The following is a 14,885-nucleotide window of genomic DNA, read 5'->3' on the forward strand; positions in this document are numbered from 1 at the left end:
CCTGTGGCCAGGCGGCCATGCTTTGGGGGCGCCTGAACTGCTGCGGCGTCTCCACTCCCGCGTTTAACCTACCCATGAGTCCCTGACGCCAATGCCTGGATTTTCCTCGCTTTCACCCGTAATCAGAAATGCGTTGCTTGCCGTCCCCTCCACGCTTGGTTTGCACAACGCCCTCGCGGGGCAGCATGTGCTATTGACCGGTGGTACAGGTTTTTTTGGATCATGGTTGTTGGCGTTGTTTCAGCAACTAAACCTGCAAGGCGCAGGTGTGAATGTCACCGTTCTGTCACGCAACCCATCCCGATTTCTGGATGCGCAGCCTTGTTACCGTGAGTGCGCTTGGCTGCATTGGGTCTGTGGTGATGTGCGTGATCTGCTGACCGTTCCGGGTCAGCCTGTCAATCTGATTATTCATGCGGCAACCGAAACTTCCGCGGCTGCCCATGGCAAACCGTTGGAAATTTTCGACACCATCATGACCGGTGCGCGTCGGGTGCTCGACCTGGCAGTAAGGGATCAGGCGCGCGTGCTTTTTACTGGCTCCGGTGCACAGTACGGGGTTCTGCGGGGAGGAGCCGATGAGGTCGCCGGGGTCGCGGAAGGCTTCGCTAGCGCTTGTGTCAGCAACAGCGCGGTAAGTGCGTATGCCGAAGGTAAGCGAGCACAGGAAACCTTGGGCGCGATTTATGCACAGACGCATGGCATTGACGTAATCATGGCGCGCTGCTTCGCCTTTTCGGGGCCAGGTTTGCCGCTTGATGGCCACTTCGCGATTGGCAACTTTGTTCGTGACGCCCTGTTTGCGGATCAGGTGGTGATCCGCTCTTGTGGGACGGCGGTGCGTAGCTATTTGCACGGTGCAGATCTGGCTGCATGGCTGTTGGTGTTGCTGGCAAGAGGCAAATCCGGCGAGGCCTACAACGTTGGCTCCGATCAGGCGATCAGCATTGCCGATCTGGCGCGTCGGGTTGTTTCGCGAGTGGCTCAAGGAAAACAGGTGCGGATCATGGGGCGCCCCGAGGGTTCGGAGCGTTCCTTTTATGTACCGGATATCGGCCATGCCCGTGGGTTGGGGCTGGACGTCTGGACCAGCCTGGACCAATCGATCGACAGCATGGCTGCCTGGGCGAAATCCCTGGGTGAACGAAATTGAATTTCAACGAGGCTGCGTGTAAGCGAGGCCGTGACAGAGGGGATGCGTGATGGATTGGGCCTCAATTGCAGGCGGTAGTTGCCAGGGGAAGCCTTGGCGAGTGGGTATCGCCGGGGTTCAGCTAGGGCAGGAGCAGAAGGCTTTTCTTTTAAGCGATGAGCAATGGGAGAAGTTGCAGGCTCTATTTCCTCTTGGCCCATTGCAGACCTATGGTAATGCCAACGGTCTTGTCTTAGAGCGGGTGGTGGTAGCCGACGTCACTGGTCACTATGACGGTGTCCTCTTGATTGAGCAGGTTCATGCAGGCTCGCAAGTGCTGAGATTCTCGTCCGATACTCGACGCTATCTGATGCAGCTAGCCAGCTCTAGAGATGGCGCACAGCTATTCGAACAGTTTGATAGGGTATTTCTACCCTCGAAAGAGGCGTTCACCGGCCAGCGCTTGGTACGACTCAATCAGCCGCTGGAACTACCGCTTACAGAATTGAACCAGCGCCCTGCTTTTAGCGCAAAGGCCTGTGTGCTTGGGCGCGACGATGTCGAGCTGGATCGGGCGCACTTCGCATTGTGTGACGCTGAGCCCGAGTTATCTGATTGGCTGTCACCTCAGTGGCAATCTTGTCTCTTATCTGGCGCCGTTCCTGTGCATACCGCAGTCGCTGCGGTGCCCGCGTGGTTTCCGGCGGATTGCTATGTTGACGGTAGTGCATTTACCAATAAAACGGATTTGCTCGCCTTTCTTGATAGTATGGCCTGGCTCGACTACGAGACGCTAGCGAACCGCCTACGGTCTTTTCTCATGCAGGGCAGTGCGCGACCGGATGAGCGTATTTATCCTTACACCGTTGACATTTGGATCAATGCGTTAACTTCCGCTGTTGCACTGGATGCTGCTGAGGTGCGGGGTAATGCGCCGTTGTTGAGTGTGGTTATTCCGACATATAACTATGGTCGTTATGTAGGGCAGACAGTACGGTCCATTTTGAGTCAGGGTATTGAGAGCGTTGAAATTCTCGTTGTGGATAATGCCTCGACGGACAACACTCAATTGGTCATGGCGGAGTTTTCGTCTGATGCGCGGGTGCGCTATATGCGTAATCGGCGAAATATTGGAGCCGGAAACAGTTCGCATAATGGATTTTGGGCGGCCAAAGGGAAGTACATAATTTTATTCATGGCCGACGATTTTATGAATCCGGGTCATCTGCAGCGTCTCCTCCCATTGATGGAAACCAATCCGGAGGTCGCGGTAGCCTACAGTCCGATATGTTGGGTTGGCGAGCAGGGTGAGCCATTGGTGGGTCCTAGCCACCCAGGTCATCGTAGTGCTGATTATATTGGCGGGCGTAATGAGGTCGCGGACCTTTTGGTTTACGACAGCTATGTCACCCCCTCTGCGGCCATCATTCGGAGGGCTGCCTTTTTCAAAGCCTGGCGCCGTGATGTCAGAATTCGCGGGTCTGGTGATTGGCAGCTCATGGTTCAGCTGGCGGAGCTTTATCCCGACTTCGTCTTCACCACTGTTCCCGGTGTGAGCTACCGAGTTCATGCTGCACAGCATTCCCATGAGTTTTATGTCTCCTCCGCACCACTGGAAGGGCACACCTGTATTCTCGAAGGCGTATTTGAGCGTGGTAACGAAGGGCGGCTGAAAGGCTATGAACGCGAAGTTGCTGCGCACCTCAAGCGGCGACTGACACTTTATCCGCAAGAGCAGGATACCGGGCTGGGCAAACGGATTCGGCAATTGTGTGGGCGTCTGGAAGCCCTTGCGCAAGACGCCGAGAGAACGCTGTTCTCCATCATATTGACCACGTTTAACCGCCCGCAATTGCTCAAGGATGCGCTGAACAGCATTGCTCATCAGTCATTCAAGGACCTTGACGTCATTCTGGTCAACGATAACGGCGAGCCGGTCGAGTCGCTGCTGGCTGACTACGATTTCCCCATCACCTATATCCGCCAAGGCCGTAATCGCGGCCCTGCCGCGGCCCGTAATACCGCTTTGCACCTAGCCCGTGGTCGATATGTCGTGTACCTGGACGACGACGACCTGTACCTGCCTGACCATCTTGAAACATTGGCCAAAGCGCTGGGTACCCACCCCGACAGTGTGGTGTACACAGATGCAGTCTTCATTCAGGAAACGATTACGGCGGGCAAGCGGACCGAGGTGGCGCGTGAACAACGCTATCCACACGAGGCTTACTCCCGGGAGCGTTTGCTGGTAAACAACTACATCCCGATCAACACGTTTGCCTGCCCACGCGCGCTCGCACTGTCAGTGGGGGACTTCGATGAGTCGCTGGCAGGCTTGGAGGATTGGGATTTCCTCATGCGCCTGAGCGCGCGAAGCGCTTTCCATCATGTTCGCTGCGAGACGGTGGAAGTCCGTATGCGCCTGGATGACAGTGCGCCTGCACGACGTTCCGAGCAGGCACTGAAAGATTACCCAGCGCTTTATCGCGAGTTGTATGCCCGCCATGGCGACGTCGGCAGCGAAGAAGTAAGCCGCGGGCGTCAGCAAATGCTGGAGCATCTGGGTGGCAAGCCCAAGGCGTTGACGCTGCAAACCTGGCTGGCCGAACGCGTTCCGGATGCCATGCAGAGCCGCTTGATCGCTCAGCGTCTGCACGCGAATCATGGCGGCCCTGTGATCGGGGTAATCGTGGTGGGCGCTGACGGGCGCGCCGATGCATTGACAGCTTCTCTGCAAAGCCTGGGTAGCGATCACTGCCTTTATTCCACTTTGAAAATTTTGGCGCTGACGCCGGGCGAGGTCCCCGCCACTTCAGCGCAGGACAAGCTGCATTTCATGCGTTTGACCGATGCCAGCTTGAGCGATCAGCTGAACCTGGCTGTTCAGGCGGGTGAGTTCGACTGGTTCATGCTGGTAGAGGCGGGGAGTGAGTTCACTGCAAGCGGCTTGCTGATTGCCGCGCTTGACCTGTTGGCGGCGCCGGGCTGTCGGGCCGTTTATGGTGATGAGGGTTTGCGTTCCGATGGGGCAGAAATGGGCGCTGTGCTGCGCCCTGATCTCAACCTTGATCTACTGCTCAGTTTCCCAGCAAGCATGTCACGTCACTGGCTGTTCAACCGTCAGGTGTGGCTGGAAATGGGCGGCTTCCGCCAGGAAGCGGGCCAGGCGTTCGAGCTGGATTACATCCTGCGCCTGATCGAGTCTGCCGGTTTCGAAGGGCTGGGGCATATCAGCGAGCCGTTGTTGATCTGTGATGGCCCTTCGTTGCGCGACTGCCCGGACGAGCGCGGGGTCATTCAGCGCCATCTGCATGCACGCGGTTTTGCCCAGGCGCGCATCGGGTCTCGTCTGCCCGGGCGTTATGATCTGGACTATGGCGCCCCCGGCGACGCGCCGGTCAGCATCCTGATCCTGCTCCAGGGCAACAGCACCGAGCGGGTGCAGCGTTGCATGGAAACCATTCTGGAGAAGACAACCTATCGAAACTACGAGGTGCTGCTGCTGGCGCGTGATAATGCCGGCCCGTCAGTAAACGGGTGGCTCGACAACGTTGCCCGGCTTGGCACCGATGCCATTCGTTGCATGCGTTTCCCGGCTGGTATGGCGCCTGTGCAAATGCGCAACCAGGCCGCCGGGCAGGCCCGTGGTGATTTCCTGCTGTGGCTGGACGAAGGCGCTGCGGTGCTCGATAACGATTGGTTGCAGCAGATGCTCAACCACGGCATGCGCCAGGAAGTCGGCGTGGTGGGGGCCAAACTGGTGGCGGGGGACGCTACCATCAGCCATGCCGGTTTCGTGCTCGGCCTGAATGGCCCTGTTGGCGAAGCTTTTGCCGGTCAGCCGATGGACGCGTCCGGCTATCTGCAGCGCCTGCAAGTGGACCAGAACTATGTCGCAGTGAGCGGCAAGTGCCTGCTGGTGAACAAAAGCCTGTTCCTGGAGGCGGGCGGTTTCGACGAGGCCCCCGAGTTGCAGCGCTGGACGGATGTTGATCTGTGCCTACGCCTGCACCGTGGCGGCTACCTGAACGTGTGGACGCCGCGTGTTCAATTGCTGCTCAGTGAAGATGCGGTGACGCCCGCCACCGCCGCAGAAGAAGATGCCTTGTATGACCGCTGGCTGCCAGTACTGGCACGCGACGCGTTCCACAACCCGAACTTCTCGCTGTCTTCCAACAATGGCCTCGGCTTGGCGCCTTCCGAGCTTTGCTGGCGGCCGCTGTCGTCCTGGAAACCGCTGCCGACTATCCTGGCCCATGCGGGGGACGGGCAAGGTTGTGGCAACTATCGGGTCATCCAGCCGCTCGATGCCTTGCGGCGCGAAGGGCTGGCCGAGGGGCTGCTGTCATGGAATCACTTGGCGCTCACAGAGCTTGAGCGTTACCAGCCGGACAGCATCATCCTGCAGCGCCAGGTTGACGACGATCAGATTGAACACATGCGCCGGATGCATGCGTTTTCGCGGGCTTTCAAGGTTTATGAGCTGGACGACTATCTGCCTAATCTGCCGCTCAAGAGCGTGCACAGGGCGCATATGCCCAAAGATATTCTGCGCTCTATTCGTCATGGGTTGACCTACGTGGACCGCTTCGTCGTCTCCACGCAGCCGCTGGCCGAAGCCTTCGCCGGCCTGCATGACGATATCCGAGTGGTGCCCAACACGCTGGACACCCGCTACTGGAAAGGCCTCAGTGCCCTGCGCCGGCAGTCCCGCAAACCGCGTGTCGGCTGGGCGGGTGGGGCGAGCCACACGGGCGACCTGGAAGTGATCGCGGACGTGGTCAAGGAATTGGCCAACGAGGTGGAGTGGGTGTTCTTCGGGATGTGCCCGGACAAGCTGCGGCCTTATGTTCATGAGTTCCACGAGGGTGTTTCGATCGAGCAATACCCCGCGAAGCTGGCCAGCATGAACCTGGACCTGGCCCTGGCGCCCGTCGAGCAGAACCTGTTCAACGAGTGCAAGAGCAACCTGCGTTTGCTGGAGTACGGCGCCTGTGGTTTCCCGGTGATCGCCAGCGACCTGCGTTGCTACCAAGGCTACAGCGATTTGCCGGTCACACTGGTGAAGAACCGTTTCCGAGGCTGGGTAGATGCCATTCGCATGCACATCTCTGATCTGGATGCCACGGCGAAGGCGGGCGATGCCCTGCGCAATGCAGTGCTGGGCGGCTGGATGCTCGAAGGCGACAACCTGAGCAACTGGCGCAAGGCCTGGCTGCCGGACTGATACACGGCGGTCGCCTGTGCGGGCCTCTTCGCGGGTAAACCCGCTCCCACAGGTACAGCGCAGGCCCTGAGCTTTGCGCAGTCCCTGTGGGAGCGGGTTTACCCGCGAAGAGGCCCGCACAGGCAATAAAAACCCTCATCTCCGGCACGGCTATTGCTACACCGCTGGCAACACACCGTTTTTATGACGGTCAGCCACGCGAGAGAGCACGATGCCCCAGGCCGCCCACGTAACCCGAGCCCCCAATCAGCAGGGGCAGACCCCGGTCGAGCAGGACAGCCACCAGGGTATCGAGCAAGCCTTCGCCCTGTTCAACCAGGTGTCCAGCCAACTCAGCCAGTCCTACAGCCTGCTCGAAGCCCGGGTCAGTGAACTCAAGGGCGAGCTGGCCGTGGTCAGTGCCCAGCGCATCGAAGAACTGAGCGAAAAGGAACGCTTGGCCAACCGCCTGCAGAACCTGCTGGCCCTGCTACCCGGTGGGGTAATCGTGATCGATGGCCATGGCCTTGTACGTGAAGCCAACCCGGCTGCCTGCGAACTGCTCGGTGAACCGCTGATCGGCGAACTGTGGCGCCAGGTGATCGCCCGCAGCTTTGCGCCGCGCAAGGACGATGGCCATGAAATCTCGCTGCGCGACGGCCGCCGGCTGTCCATCGCCACCCGTTCGCTGGATGCCGAACCCGGCCAGCTGGTGCTGCTCAACGACCTGACTGAAACCCGTCGCCTGCAAGACCAGCTGGCCCGCCACGAGCGCCTGTCGTCGCTGGGGCGCATGGTCGCTTCGCTGGCGCATCAAATCCGCACGCCGCTGTCGGCCGCCATGCTCTACGCCAGCCACCTCGCTGACAGCGAGCAACAGCTGAGCCCGGAAACCCGCCAGCGTTTCGCCGGTACCTTGAAGGAGCGCCTGCACGAGCTGGAGCACCAGGTGCGCGACATGCTGGTGTTCGCCCGTGGCGAGTTGCCGCTGGGTGATCGTGTTACCCCAAAAGCCCTTTTCCAGGCCCTGCAGCAGGCGGCTCAGGCGCATGTGCAGGGGCACACCGTGCGGTGGCAGTGCGACAGCCATCTGGGTGAGCTGTTGTGCAACCGCGACACGCTGGTCGGCGCCTTGCTCAACCTGATCGAAAATGCCCTGCAGGCCAGCGACGGCCCAGCGCGCTTGAAGGTGCACCTGTTCCGTCGCGAGCGCACCCTGCATCTGTGTGTCAGTGACGCCGGCAGCGGTATCGCCGCCGAGTTGTTGGCGCGCCTTGGCGAGCCGTTCCTGACCACCAAGGCCACTGGCACCGGCCTCGGCCTGGCGGTGGTCAAGGCTGTGGTGCGTGCACACCAGGGCGCTATCAGCCTGCGTTCGAAGGTGGGCCGAGGCACCTGCGTGCGGGTAGAGCTGCCGTTGATCGACGGGCAATTGGCGGAGGGGGTGTAATGGCAATCAAGGTGCTGCTGGTCGAGGACGATCGCGTATTGCGCCAAGCGCTGGGCGATACCCTGGAAATCGGCGGTTTCGCCTACCAGGCAGTGGGCAGTGCCGAAGAAGCGCTGGAGGCGGTGGTGGATGATGCCTTCAGCCTGGTGGTCAGCGATGTGAACATGCCCGGTATGGACGGGCATCAGTTGTTGAGCCAGTTGCGCCGCCAGCAACCCCAGCTGCCGGTGCTGTTGATGACGGCGCACGCCGCCGTCGAGCGTGCCGTCGAGGCCATGCGCCAAGGTGCTGCCGACTATCTGGTCAAGCCGTTCGAGCCCAAGGCGCTGCTCAGCCTGGTCGAGCGGCATGCCGCCGGGCGGGTGTCCGCTGACGAGGGCCCGGTGGCCTGCGAGCCGGTCAGCCGCCAATTGCTGGAGCTGGCTGCGCGCGTGGCGCGCAGTGACTCGACCGTGCTGATTTCTGGTGAGTCCGGCACCGGCAAGGAAGTGCTGGCGCGCTACATTCACCAGCAGTCGCCGCGGGCGGCGCAGCCCTTCGTGGCCATCAACTGCGCGGCCATCCCCGACAACATGCTCGAAGCCACCCTGTTCGGCCATGAAAAGGGTGCTTTCACCGGTGCCATTGCCGCCCAGGCCGGCAAGTTCGAGCAGGCCGAAGGGGGCACCCTGCTGCTCGACGAAATCTCGGAAATGCCAATGGCCTTGCAGGCCAAGCTGTTGCGCGTGCTGCAGGAGCGCGAAGTGGAACGGGTGGGCGGGCGCAAGCCGATCAGCCTGGACATCCGCGTGCTGGCCACGACCAACCGCGACCTGGCCGGCGAAGTAGCGGCCGGGCGCTTCCGTGAAGACCTGTTCTACCGCCTGTCAGTGTTCCCCCTGGCTTGGTGTCCGTTGCGTGAGCGCCCAGGCGACATCCTGCAACTGGCCGAGCGCCTGCTGGCCCGCCACGCGGTCAAGATGAAACACGCCCCGGTGCGCCTGTCGCCGCAGGCCCGGGCCTGCCTGCAGGCCTATGCCTGGCCGGGCAACGTGCGCGAACTGGACAACGCGCTTCAGCGGGCGTTGATCCTGCAGCAGGGTGGTGTGATCGAGGCGGCGGATTTTTGTCTGGCAGGCGCCATTCCCTTGTCGGCTGGCATAGAGCCATTACCTGAAGTAGCGGCCGAGGCCAGCGGGCTGGGCGATGACATGCGCCGCCATGAGTACCAGATGATCATCGAGACCCTGCGCGCCGAGCGCGGTCGGCGCAAAGAGGCGGCCGAGCGCCTGGGCATCAGCCCGCGCACCTTGCGTTACAAGCTGGCGCAGATGCGCGATGCCGGGTTCGACGTCGAGGCCAGCCTGTTCGGCTGACGAACACCGCACCTGGCAGCAGGCGCGACCCCCTGTAGGAGCGGCCTTGTGCCGCGAAAGGGTCGCGAAGCGGCCCCAGATTTCAGCTTCGCCGCAGAGAATGCCGGGGGCCGCTGCGCGACCCTTTCGCGGCACAAGGCCGCTCCTACAGGGGAGGCGTTAAACCAAGTGGGCGTGGTCGCAAAGGCTGGCACCTTTGTTGCTTTACGTAGGCTATTCGCCGCATGAGTGTCAAAAAAATGCGGCCGCAGGAGAGAGAAGGGTCATGAGCCAAGGTGTTGAATTCAATCGTCTGATGCTGGACATGCGGGCCATGCAGGCCGATGCCATGTCGCTGCCCAAGGTCACCGCCGCCCCCGAGCTGGCGCCGGGGCAGAGTACCTTTGCCGACATGCTTGGCCAGGCCATCGGCAAGGTGCATGAGACCCAGCAGGCATCGACCCAGCTGGCCAATGCCTTCGAGATCGGCAAGAGCGGCGTCGACCTGACCGACGTGATGATCGCTTCGCAAAAGGCCAGTGTGTCGATGCAGGCCATGACCCAGGTACGCAACAAGCTGGTCCAGGCGTACCAGGACATCATGCAGATGCCGGTTTGAGGACGGACGTAGACCATGGCTGAAGCAGTCGTCGACAACCCCCCCGCCAAGACGGGCCCGGCAGCGGCCAAGCGCCCGCTGCCAGGTATGTCGTTCCTGGAAAACATCGCGCAGATGCCCATGCTGCGCCAAGTCGGCCTCATGGTCGGCCTGGCGGCCAGCGTGGCAATCGGCTTTGCCGTGGTGCTGTGGTCGCAACAACCCGATTACCGTCCGCTGTACGGCAGCCTGTCGGGCATGGACACCAAGCAGGTCATGGACACCCTGGCTGCTGCTGACATCCCCTATAACGTCGAGCCCAACTCCGGTGCTCTGCTGGTCAAGGCCGACGACCTCTCCCGTGCGCGCCTGAAACTGGCGGCCGCCGGCGTGGCGCCCAGCGATGGCAATGTTGGCTTCGAACTGCTCGACAAGGAGCAGGGCCTGGGCACCAGCCAGTTCATGGAAGCCACTCGCTACCGCCGCAGCCTGGAAGGCGAGCTGGCGCGTACCGTTTCCAGCCTGAACAACGTCAAGGCCGCACGCGTGCACCTGGCTATCCCGAAAAGCTCGGTGTTCGTGCGCGACGACCGCAAGCCCAGCGCCTCGGTACTGGTCGAGCTGTACCCGGGCCGTGCCCTGGAAGCCGGTCAGGTGTCGGCCATCGTCAACCTGGTGGCAACCAGTGTGCCGGAGCTGGACAAATCCCAGGTCACCGTGGTCGACCAGAAAGGTAACTTGCTGTCCGAGCAGCTGCAGGACTCTGCCCTGACCGAGGCCGGCAAGCAGTACGACTACAGCCGCCGCATGGAAAGCATGCTCACCCAGCGCGTGCGCAACATCCTGCAGCCCGTGCTGGGCAATGACCGCTACAAGGCCGAGGTGTCTGCCGACCTGGACTTCAGTGCCGTCGAGTCCACCGCCGAGCAGTTCAACCCCGACCAGCCGGCGCTGCGCAGCGAACAGTCGGTTGACGAACAACGCGCCAGCAGCCAGGGCCCGCAAGGCGTGCCTGGCGCGCTGAGCAACCAGCCGCCAGGCGCTGCCTCGGCACCGCAAACCACTGGTGGCGCCGCTACCCCGGCCGCAGCCATTCAGCCTGGCCAACCGCTGGTGGATGCCAACGGCCAGCAGATCATGGACCCGGCCACCGGCCAACCGATGCTCGCACCGTACCCGTCGGACAAACGCCAGCAAAGCACCAAGAACTTCGAGCTGGACCGCTCCATCAGCCACACCCGCCAGCAGCAGGGGCGCATGACCCGCCTGTCGGTGGCAGTGGTGGTGGACGACCAGGTCAAGATCGACCCGGCCACCGGCAACACCAGCCGTGCACCGTGGGCTGCCGAAGATCTGGCGCGCTTCACCCGCCTGGTGCAGGACGCGGTCGGCTTCGACGCTAGCCGTGGTGACAGCGTGACGGTGATCAACGTGCCATTTGCCGCCGACCGTAACGAAGAAATTGCCGATATCGCCTTTTACCAGCAGCCATGGTTCTGGGACATCGTCAAGCAAGTGCTGGGCGTGGTGTTCATTCTGGTGCTGGTGTTCGGCGTGCTGCGGCCGGTGCTCAACAACATTACAGGGGGCGGCAAGCAGGCTGCTTCGGATAGCGACATGGAGCTGGGCGGCATGGTGGGGTTGGATGGCGAACTGGCCAACGACCGCGTCAGCCTGGGTGGCCCGACAAGCATTCTGCTGCCTAGCCCGAGCGAGGGTTACGAGGCACAGCTCAACGCAATCAAAGGCCTGGTGGCCGAAGACCCGGGCCGTGTAGCCCAGGTCGTCAAAGACTGGATCAACGCCGATGAGTGATAACCGAGCCGTTACCGCCAAGCTGAGCCGTGTCGACAAGGCGGCAATCCTCCTGCTTTCGCTGGGCGAGACCGATGCGGCCCAGGTGCTGCGCCACATGGGCCCCAAGGAAGTGCAGCGGGTGGGTGTGGCCATGGCGCAGATGGGTAATGTGCACCGTGACCAGGTCGAGCAGGTGATGAGCGAGTTCGTCGACATTGTCGGCGACCAGACCAGCCTGGGCGTGGGGTCCGATGCCTACATCCGCAAGATGCTCAACCAGGCCTTGGGCGAGGACAAGGCCAATGGCCTGGTCGACCGCATCCTGCTGGGTGGCAACACCAGTGGCCTGGACAGCCTGAAATGGATGGAACCGCGCGCGGTAGCCGACGTGATCCGCTACGAGCACCCGCAGATCCAGGCTATCGTGGTCGCTTACCTCGACCCTGACCAGGCCGGCGAAGTGCTGAGCAACTTCGACCACAAGGTGCGCCTGGACATCGTCTTGCGCGTGTCGTCGCTGAACACCGTGCAGCCGGCGGCGCTGAAAGAGTTGAACCAGATCCTCGAGAAGCAGTTCTCGGGCAACTCCAACGCCGCGCGCACCACCTTGGGCGGTATCAAGCGCGCTGCCGACATCATGAACTTCCTGGACAGCTCGGTGGAAGGTGCACTGATGGATGCGATCCGCGAAGTCGACAGCGACCTGTCGGAGCAGATCGAAGACCTGATGTTCGTCTTCAACAACCTGGCCGACGTCGACGACCGTGGCATCCAGGCGCTGCTGCGCGAAGTGTCGTCCGACGTGCTGGTGGTGTCGCTCAAGGGCGCCGACGAGCGGGTCAAGGACAAGATTTTCAAGAACATGTCCAAACGTGCCTCCGAACTGCTGCGCGACGACCTGGAGGCCAAGGGGCCGGTGCGGGTCAGCGACGTGGAAACGGCGCAGAAGGAAATCCTCACCATCGCCCGCCGCATGGCCGAGGCCGGCGAGATCGTGCTCGGCGGCAAGGGTGCCGAGGAAATGATCTAAAGCATTTGCGCTCTACAGGCCGACACCGCACTTTGTAGGAGCGGCCTTGTGTCGCGATAGGGCCGCAAAGCGGCCCCAGATTTCAGCTTCGCCGCAACTATTGCCGGGGCCGCTTTGCGGCCCTGTCGCGACACAAGGCCGCTCCTACAAGGGGGCGCGTTGGTTGCTGATGGCTTTTGAGTACTTTAAAACATGTCCAGCAAAGAACATCACCCCAGCGACCTGATCCGCGCCCGCGACCTCGAGGGCGTGGACGTGTGGACGCTGCCCAGCTTCGACCCGGAGCCAGAGCCCGTACCCGAGCCTGAGCCGGAACCCGAGCCGGTCGAGGAAGAGATCGAGGAAGTGCCGCTGGAAGAAGTCCAGCCGCTCACCCTGGAAGAGCTCGAGGCCATCCGCCAGGAAGCCTACAACGAAGGCTTCGCCACCGGCGAGCGAGAGGGCTTTCACAGCACCCAGCTCAAGGTCCGCCAAGAGGCCGAGGCGGCCCTGCAGGCCAAGCTCGACAGCCTTGAGCAGCTGATGGCCAACCTGATGGAGCCGATCGCCGAGCAAGACACCCAGATCGAGAAAACCCTCGTGCACCTGGTGGCGCACATGACACGTCAGGTGATCGGCCGCGAATTGCGCAACGACTCCAGCCAGATTACCCAGGTGCTGCGCGAAGCCCTGAAGCTGCTGCCCGTGGGCGCGGACAATATCCGCATCCACCTCAACCCGCAGGACTTCGAGCTGGCCAAAGCCCTGCGCGAACGCCATGAGGAAAACTGGCGGTTGCTGGAAGACAGCGCACTTCTGCCGGGGGGCTGCCGTATCGAAACTGCCCATAGCCGCATCGATGCGACCATGGAAACGCGCATCGAGAAAGCCGTGGCGCAGTTGTTCGACCAGTTGCACGACCATTCCCTGCACCCGGCGGCGCCAGACATGTCGGTAGACCTGGACGCCCCGGTCGAGCGTTCGGTGGAAAGCCCTGATGCACCTTAAGCGCACCAGCTTCGGCAAGCGCCTGGGCAGTTATGCCGAGGCCATCGAGCTGCCGGCCCAGCCCATCGTCGAAGGCCGCCTGCTGCGCATGGTCGGGCTCACCCTGGAGGCCGAAGGCCTGCGCGCCGCGGTGGGTAGCCGCTGCCTGGTGATCAACGACGACAGCTACCACCCGGTCCAGGTAGAAGCCGAAGTCATGGGTTTTGCCGGGCCCAAGGTGTTCCTCATGCCCGTCGGCAGCATTGTCGGTATCGCCCCCGGCGCCCGGGTGGTGCCGCTGGATGACGGCGGCCGGCTGCCCATGGGCATGAGCATGCTCGGCCGTGTGCTGGACGGCGCGGGGCGTGCGCTGGATGGCAAGGGCGGGATGAAGGCCGAGGACTGGGTGCCGATGGACGGCCCGGTGATCAACCCGCTCAACCGTGACCCCATCAGCAAGCCGCTGGACGTGGGCATCCGCAGCATCAATGGCCTGCTGACCGTCGGTCGCGGCCAGCGCCTGGGCCTGTTCGCCGGTACTGGCGTAGGTAAGTCGGTGTTGCTGGGCATGATGACCCGCTTCACCGAAGCCGAGATCATCGTGGTTGGCCTGATCGGCGAACGGGGCCGTGAGGTGAAGGAGTTCATCGAGCACATCCTGGGCGAAGAAGGCCTCAAGCGTTCGGTGGTGGTGGCTTCGCCTGCCGACGATGCGCCGCTGATGCGCCTGCGTGCTGCCATGTATTGCACGCGCATTGCCGAGTACTTCCGCGACAAGGGCAAGAACGTGCTGTTGCTGATGGACTCGCTCACCCGTTTCGCCCAGGCCCAGCGTGAAATTGCCCTGGCCATCGGCGAGCCACCGGCCACCCGGGGTTACCCGCCGTCGGTATTCGCCAAGCTGCCCAAGCTGGTGGAGCGGGCGGGCAATGGCGAGGCGGGCGGTGGTTCGATTACCGCGTTTTACACCGTGTTGTCCGAAGGTGATGACCAGCAGGACCCGATCGCCGACTCGGCGCGCGGTGTGCTCGACGGCCACTTCGTGCTGTCCCGCCGGCTGGCCGAAGAGGGCCATTACCCGGCCATCGACATCGAAGCCTCGATCAGCCGGGTGATGCCCCAGGTGGTCGATGCCGACCACTTGCGCCAGGCGCAGAAGTTCAAGCAGCTGTGGTCGCGCCTGTCGCAAAGCCGCGACCTGATCAGCGTGGGCGCCTATGTGGCTGGCGGTGACCCGGAAACCGACCTGGCCATTGCCTTGCAATCGAAGCTGGTGGAGTTTCTGCGCCAAGGCCTGCAGGAGAATGTGGGCATGGCGCAGAGCCGCGAACAGCTGGGGGCGATCTTCACGCCCCCGGCGGGCTGATAGGCC

Annotated in this window: 9 protein-coding genes; all 9 read left to right on the forward strand. The window is 62.3% G+C overall.

The annotated features are described in order from the left end of the window. Positions 1 to 91 precede the first annotated feature (91 nt). The 9 genes from ABI582_RS18900 to fliI all read left to right on the forward strand — a co-directional run bounded on the left by ABI582_RS18900 (position 92) and on the right by fliI (position 14,879). On the forward strand, positions 92 to 1,153 hold the full coding sequence (locus ABI582_RS18900; protein WP_442119922.1) for an NAD-dependent epimerase/dehydratase family protein: 1,062 nt from the start codon (positions 92 to 94) through the stop codon (positions 1,151 to 1,153). A gap of 100 nt (positions 1,154 to 1,253) precedes the next feature. Then, positions 1,254 to 6,359, forward strand: a complete 5,106-nt coding sequence (locus ABI582_RS18905) for a glycosyltransferase (protein ID WP_442119923.1) — start codon at positions 1,254 to 1,256, stop codon at positions 6,357 to 6,359. Positions 6,360 to 6,570: 211 nt separating this feature from the next. Further along, the gene (locus ABI582_RS18910) at positions 6,571 to 7,788 is read left to right on the forward strand and encodes a sensor histidine kinase (RefSeq protein ID WP_442119924.1); all 1,218 of its coding nucleotides are present in this window, start codon (positions 6,571 to 6,573) and stop codon (positions 7,786 to 7,788) included. Then, positions 7,788 to 9,143 (forward strand): sigma-54-dependent transcriptional regulator, encoded by a 1,356-nt coding sequence (locus ABI582_RS18915; protein ID WP_442119925.1) that lies wholly within the window; start codon positions 7,788 to 7,790, stop codon positions 9,141 to 9,143. The genes ABI582_RS18910 and ABI582_RS18915 overlap by 1 nt, the downstream gene beginning before the upstream one ends. A 265-nt stretch (positions 9,144 to 9,408) precedes the next feature. After that, on the forward strand, positions 9,409 to 9,741 hold the full coding sequence (gene fliE, locus ABI582_RS18920) for a flagellar hook-basal body complex protein FliE (protein ID WP_003254438.1): 333 nt from the start codon (positions 9,409 to 9,411) through the stop codon (positions 9,739 to 9,741). Between the two features lie 15 nt (positions 9,742 to 9,756). Next, positions 9,757 to 11,535 carry a flagellar basal-body MS-ring/collar protein FliF gene (gene fliF, locus ABI582_RS18925; RefSeq protein WP_063423074.1) on the forward strand — a complete coding sequence of 593 codons (1,779 nt, stop codon included), beginning with the start codon at positions 9,757 to 9,759 and terminating at the stop codon, positions 11,533 to 11,535. Then, a complete protein-coding gene (fliG, locus tag ABI582_RS18930) occupies positions 11,528 to 12,547 on the forward strand; it encodes a flagellar motor switch protein FliG (protein WP_016488432.1) in 1,020 nt (339 codons plus the stop codon). Before fliF ends, fliG begins: the two co-directional genes overlap by 8 nt. Before the next feature lie 192 nt (positions 12,548 to 12,739). After that, positions 12,740 to 13,534: a flagellar assembly protein FliH gene (gene fliH / locus ABI582_RS18935; RefSeq protein ID WP_442119926.1), complete on the forward strand. Its 795-nt coding sequence runs from the start codon at positions 12,740 to 12,742 to the stop codon at positions 13,532 to 13,534. Continuing rightward, the gene (gene fliI / locus ABI582_RS18940; protein ID WP_043197133.1) at positions 13,524 to 14,879 is read left to right on the forward strand and encodes a flagellar protein export ATPase FliI; all 1,356 of its coding nucleotides are present in this window, start codon (positions 13,524 to 13,526) and stop codon (positions 14,877 to 14,879) included. The genes fliH and fliI overlap by 11 nt, the downstream gene beginning before the upstream one ends. Positions 14,880 to 14,885: the final 6 nt, after the last annotated feature.

The organism is Pseudomonas sp. SAS7 (assembly GCF_052112345.1).
Taxonomy (GTDB): Bacteria; Pseudomonadota; Gammaproteobacteria; order Pseudomonadales; family Pseudomonadaceae; genus Aquipseudomonas; species Aquipseudomonas putida_Q.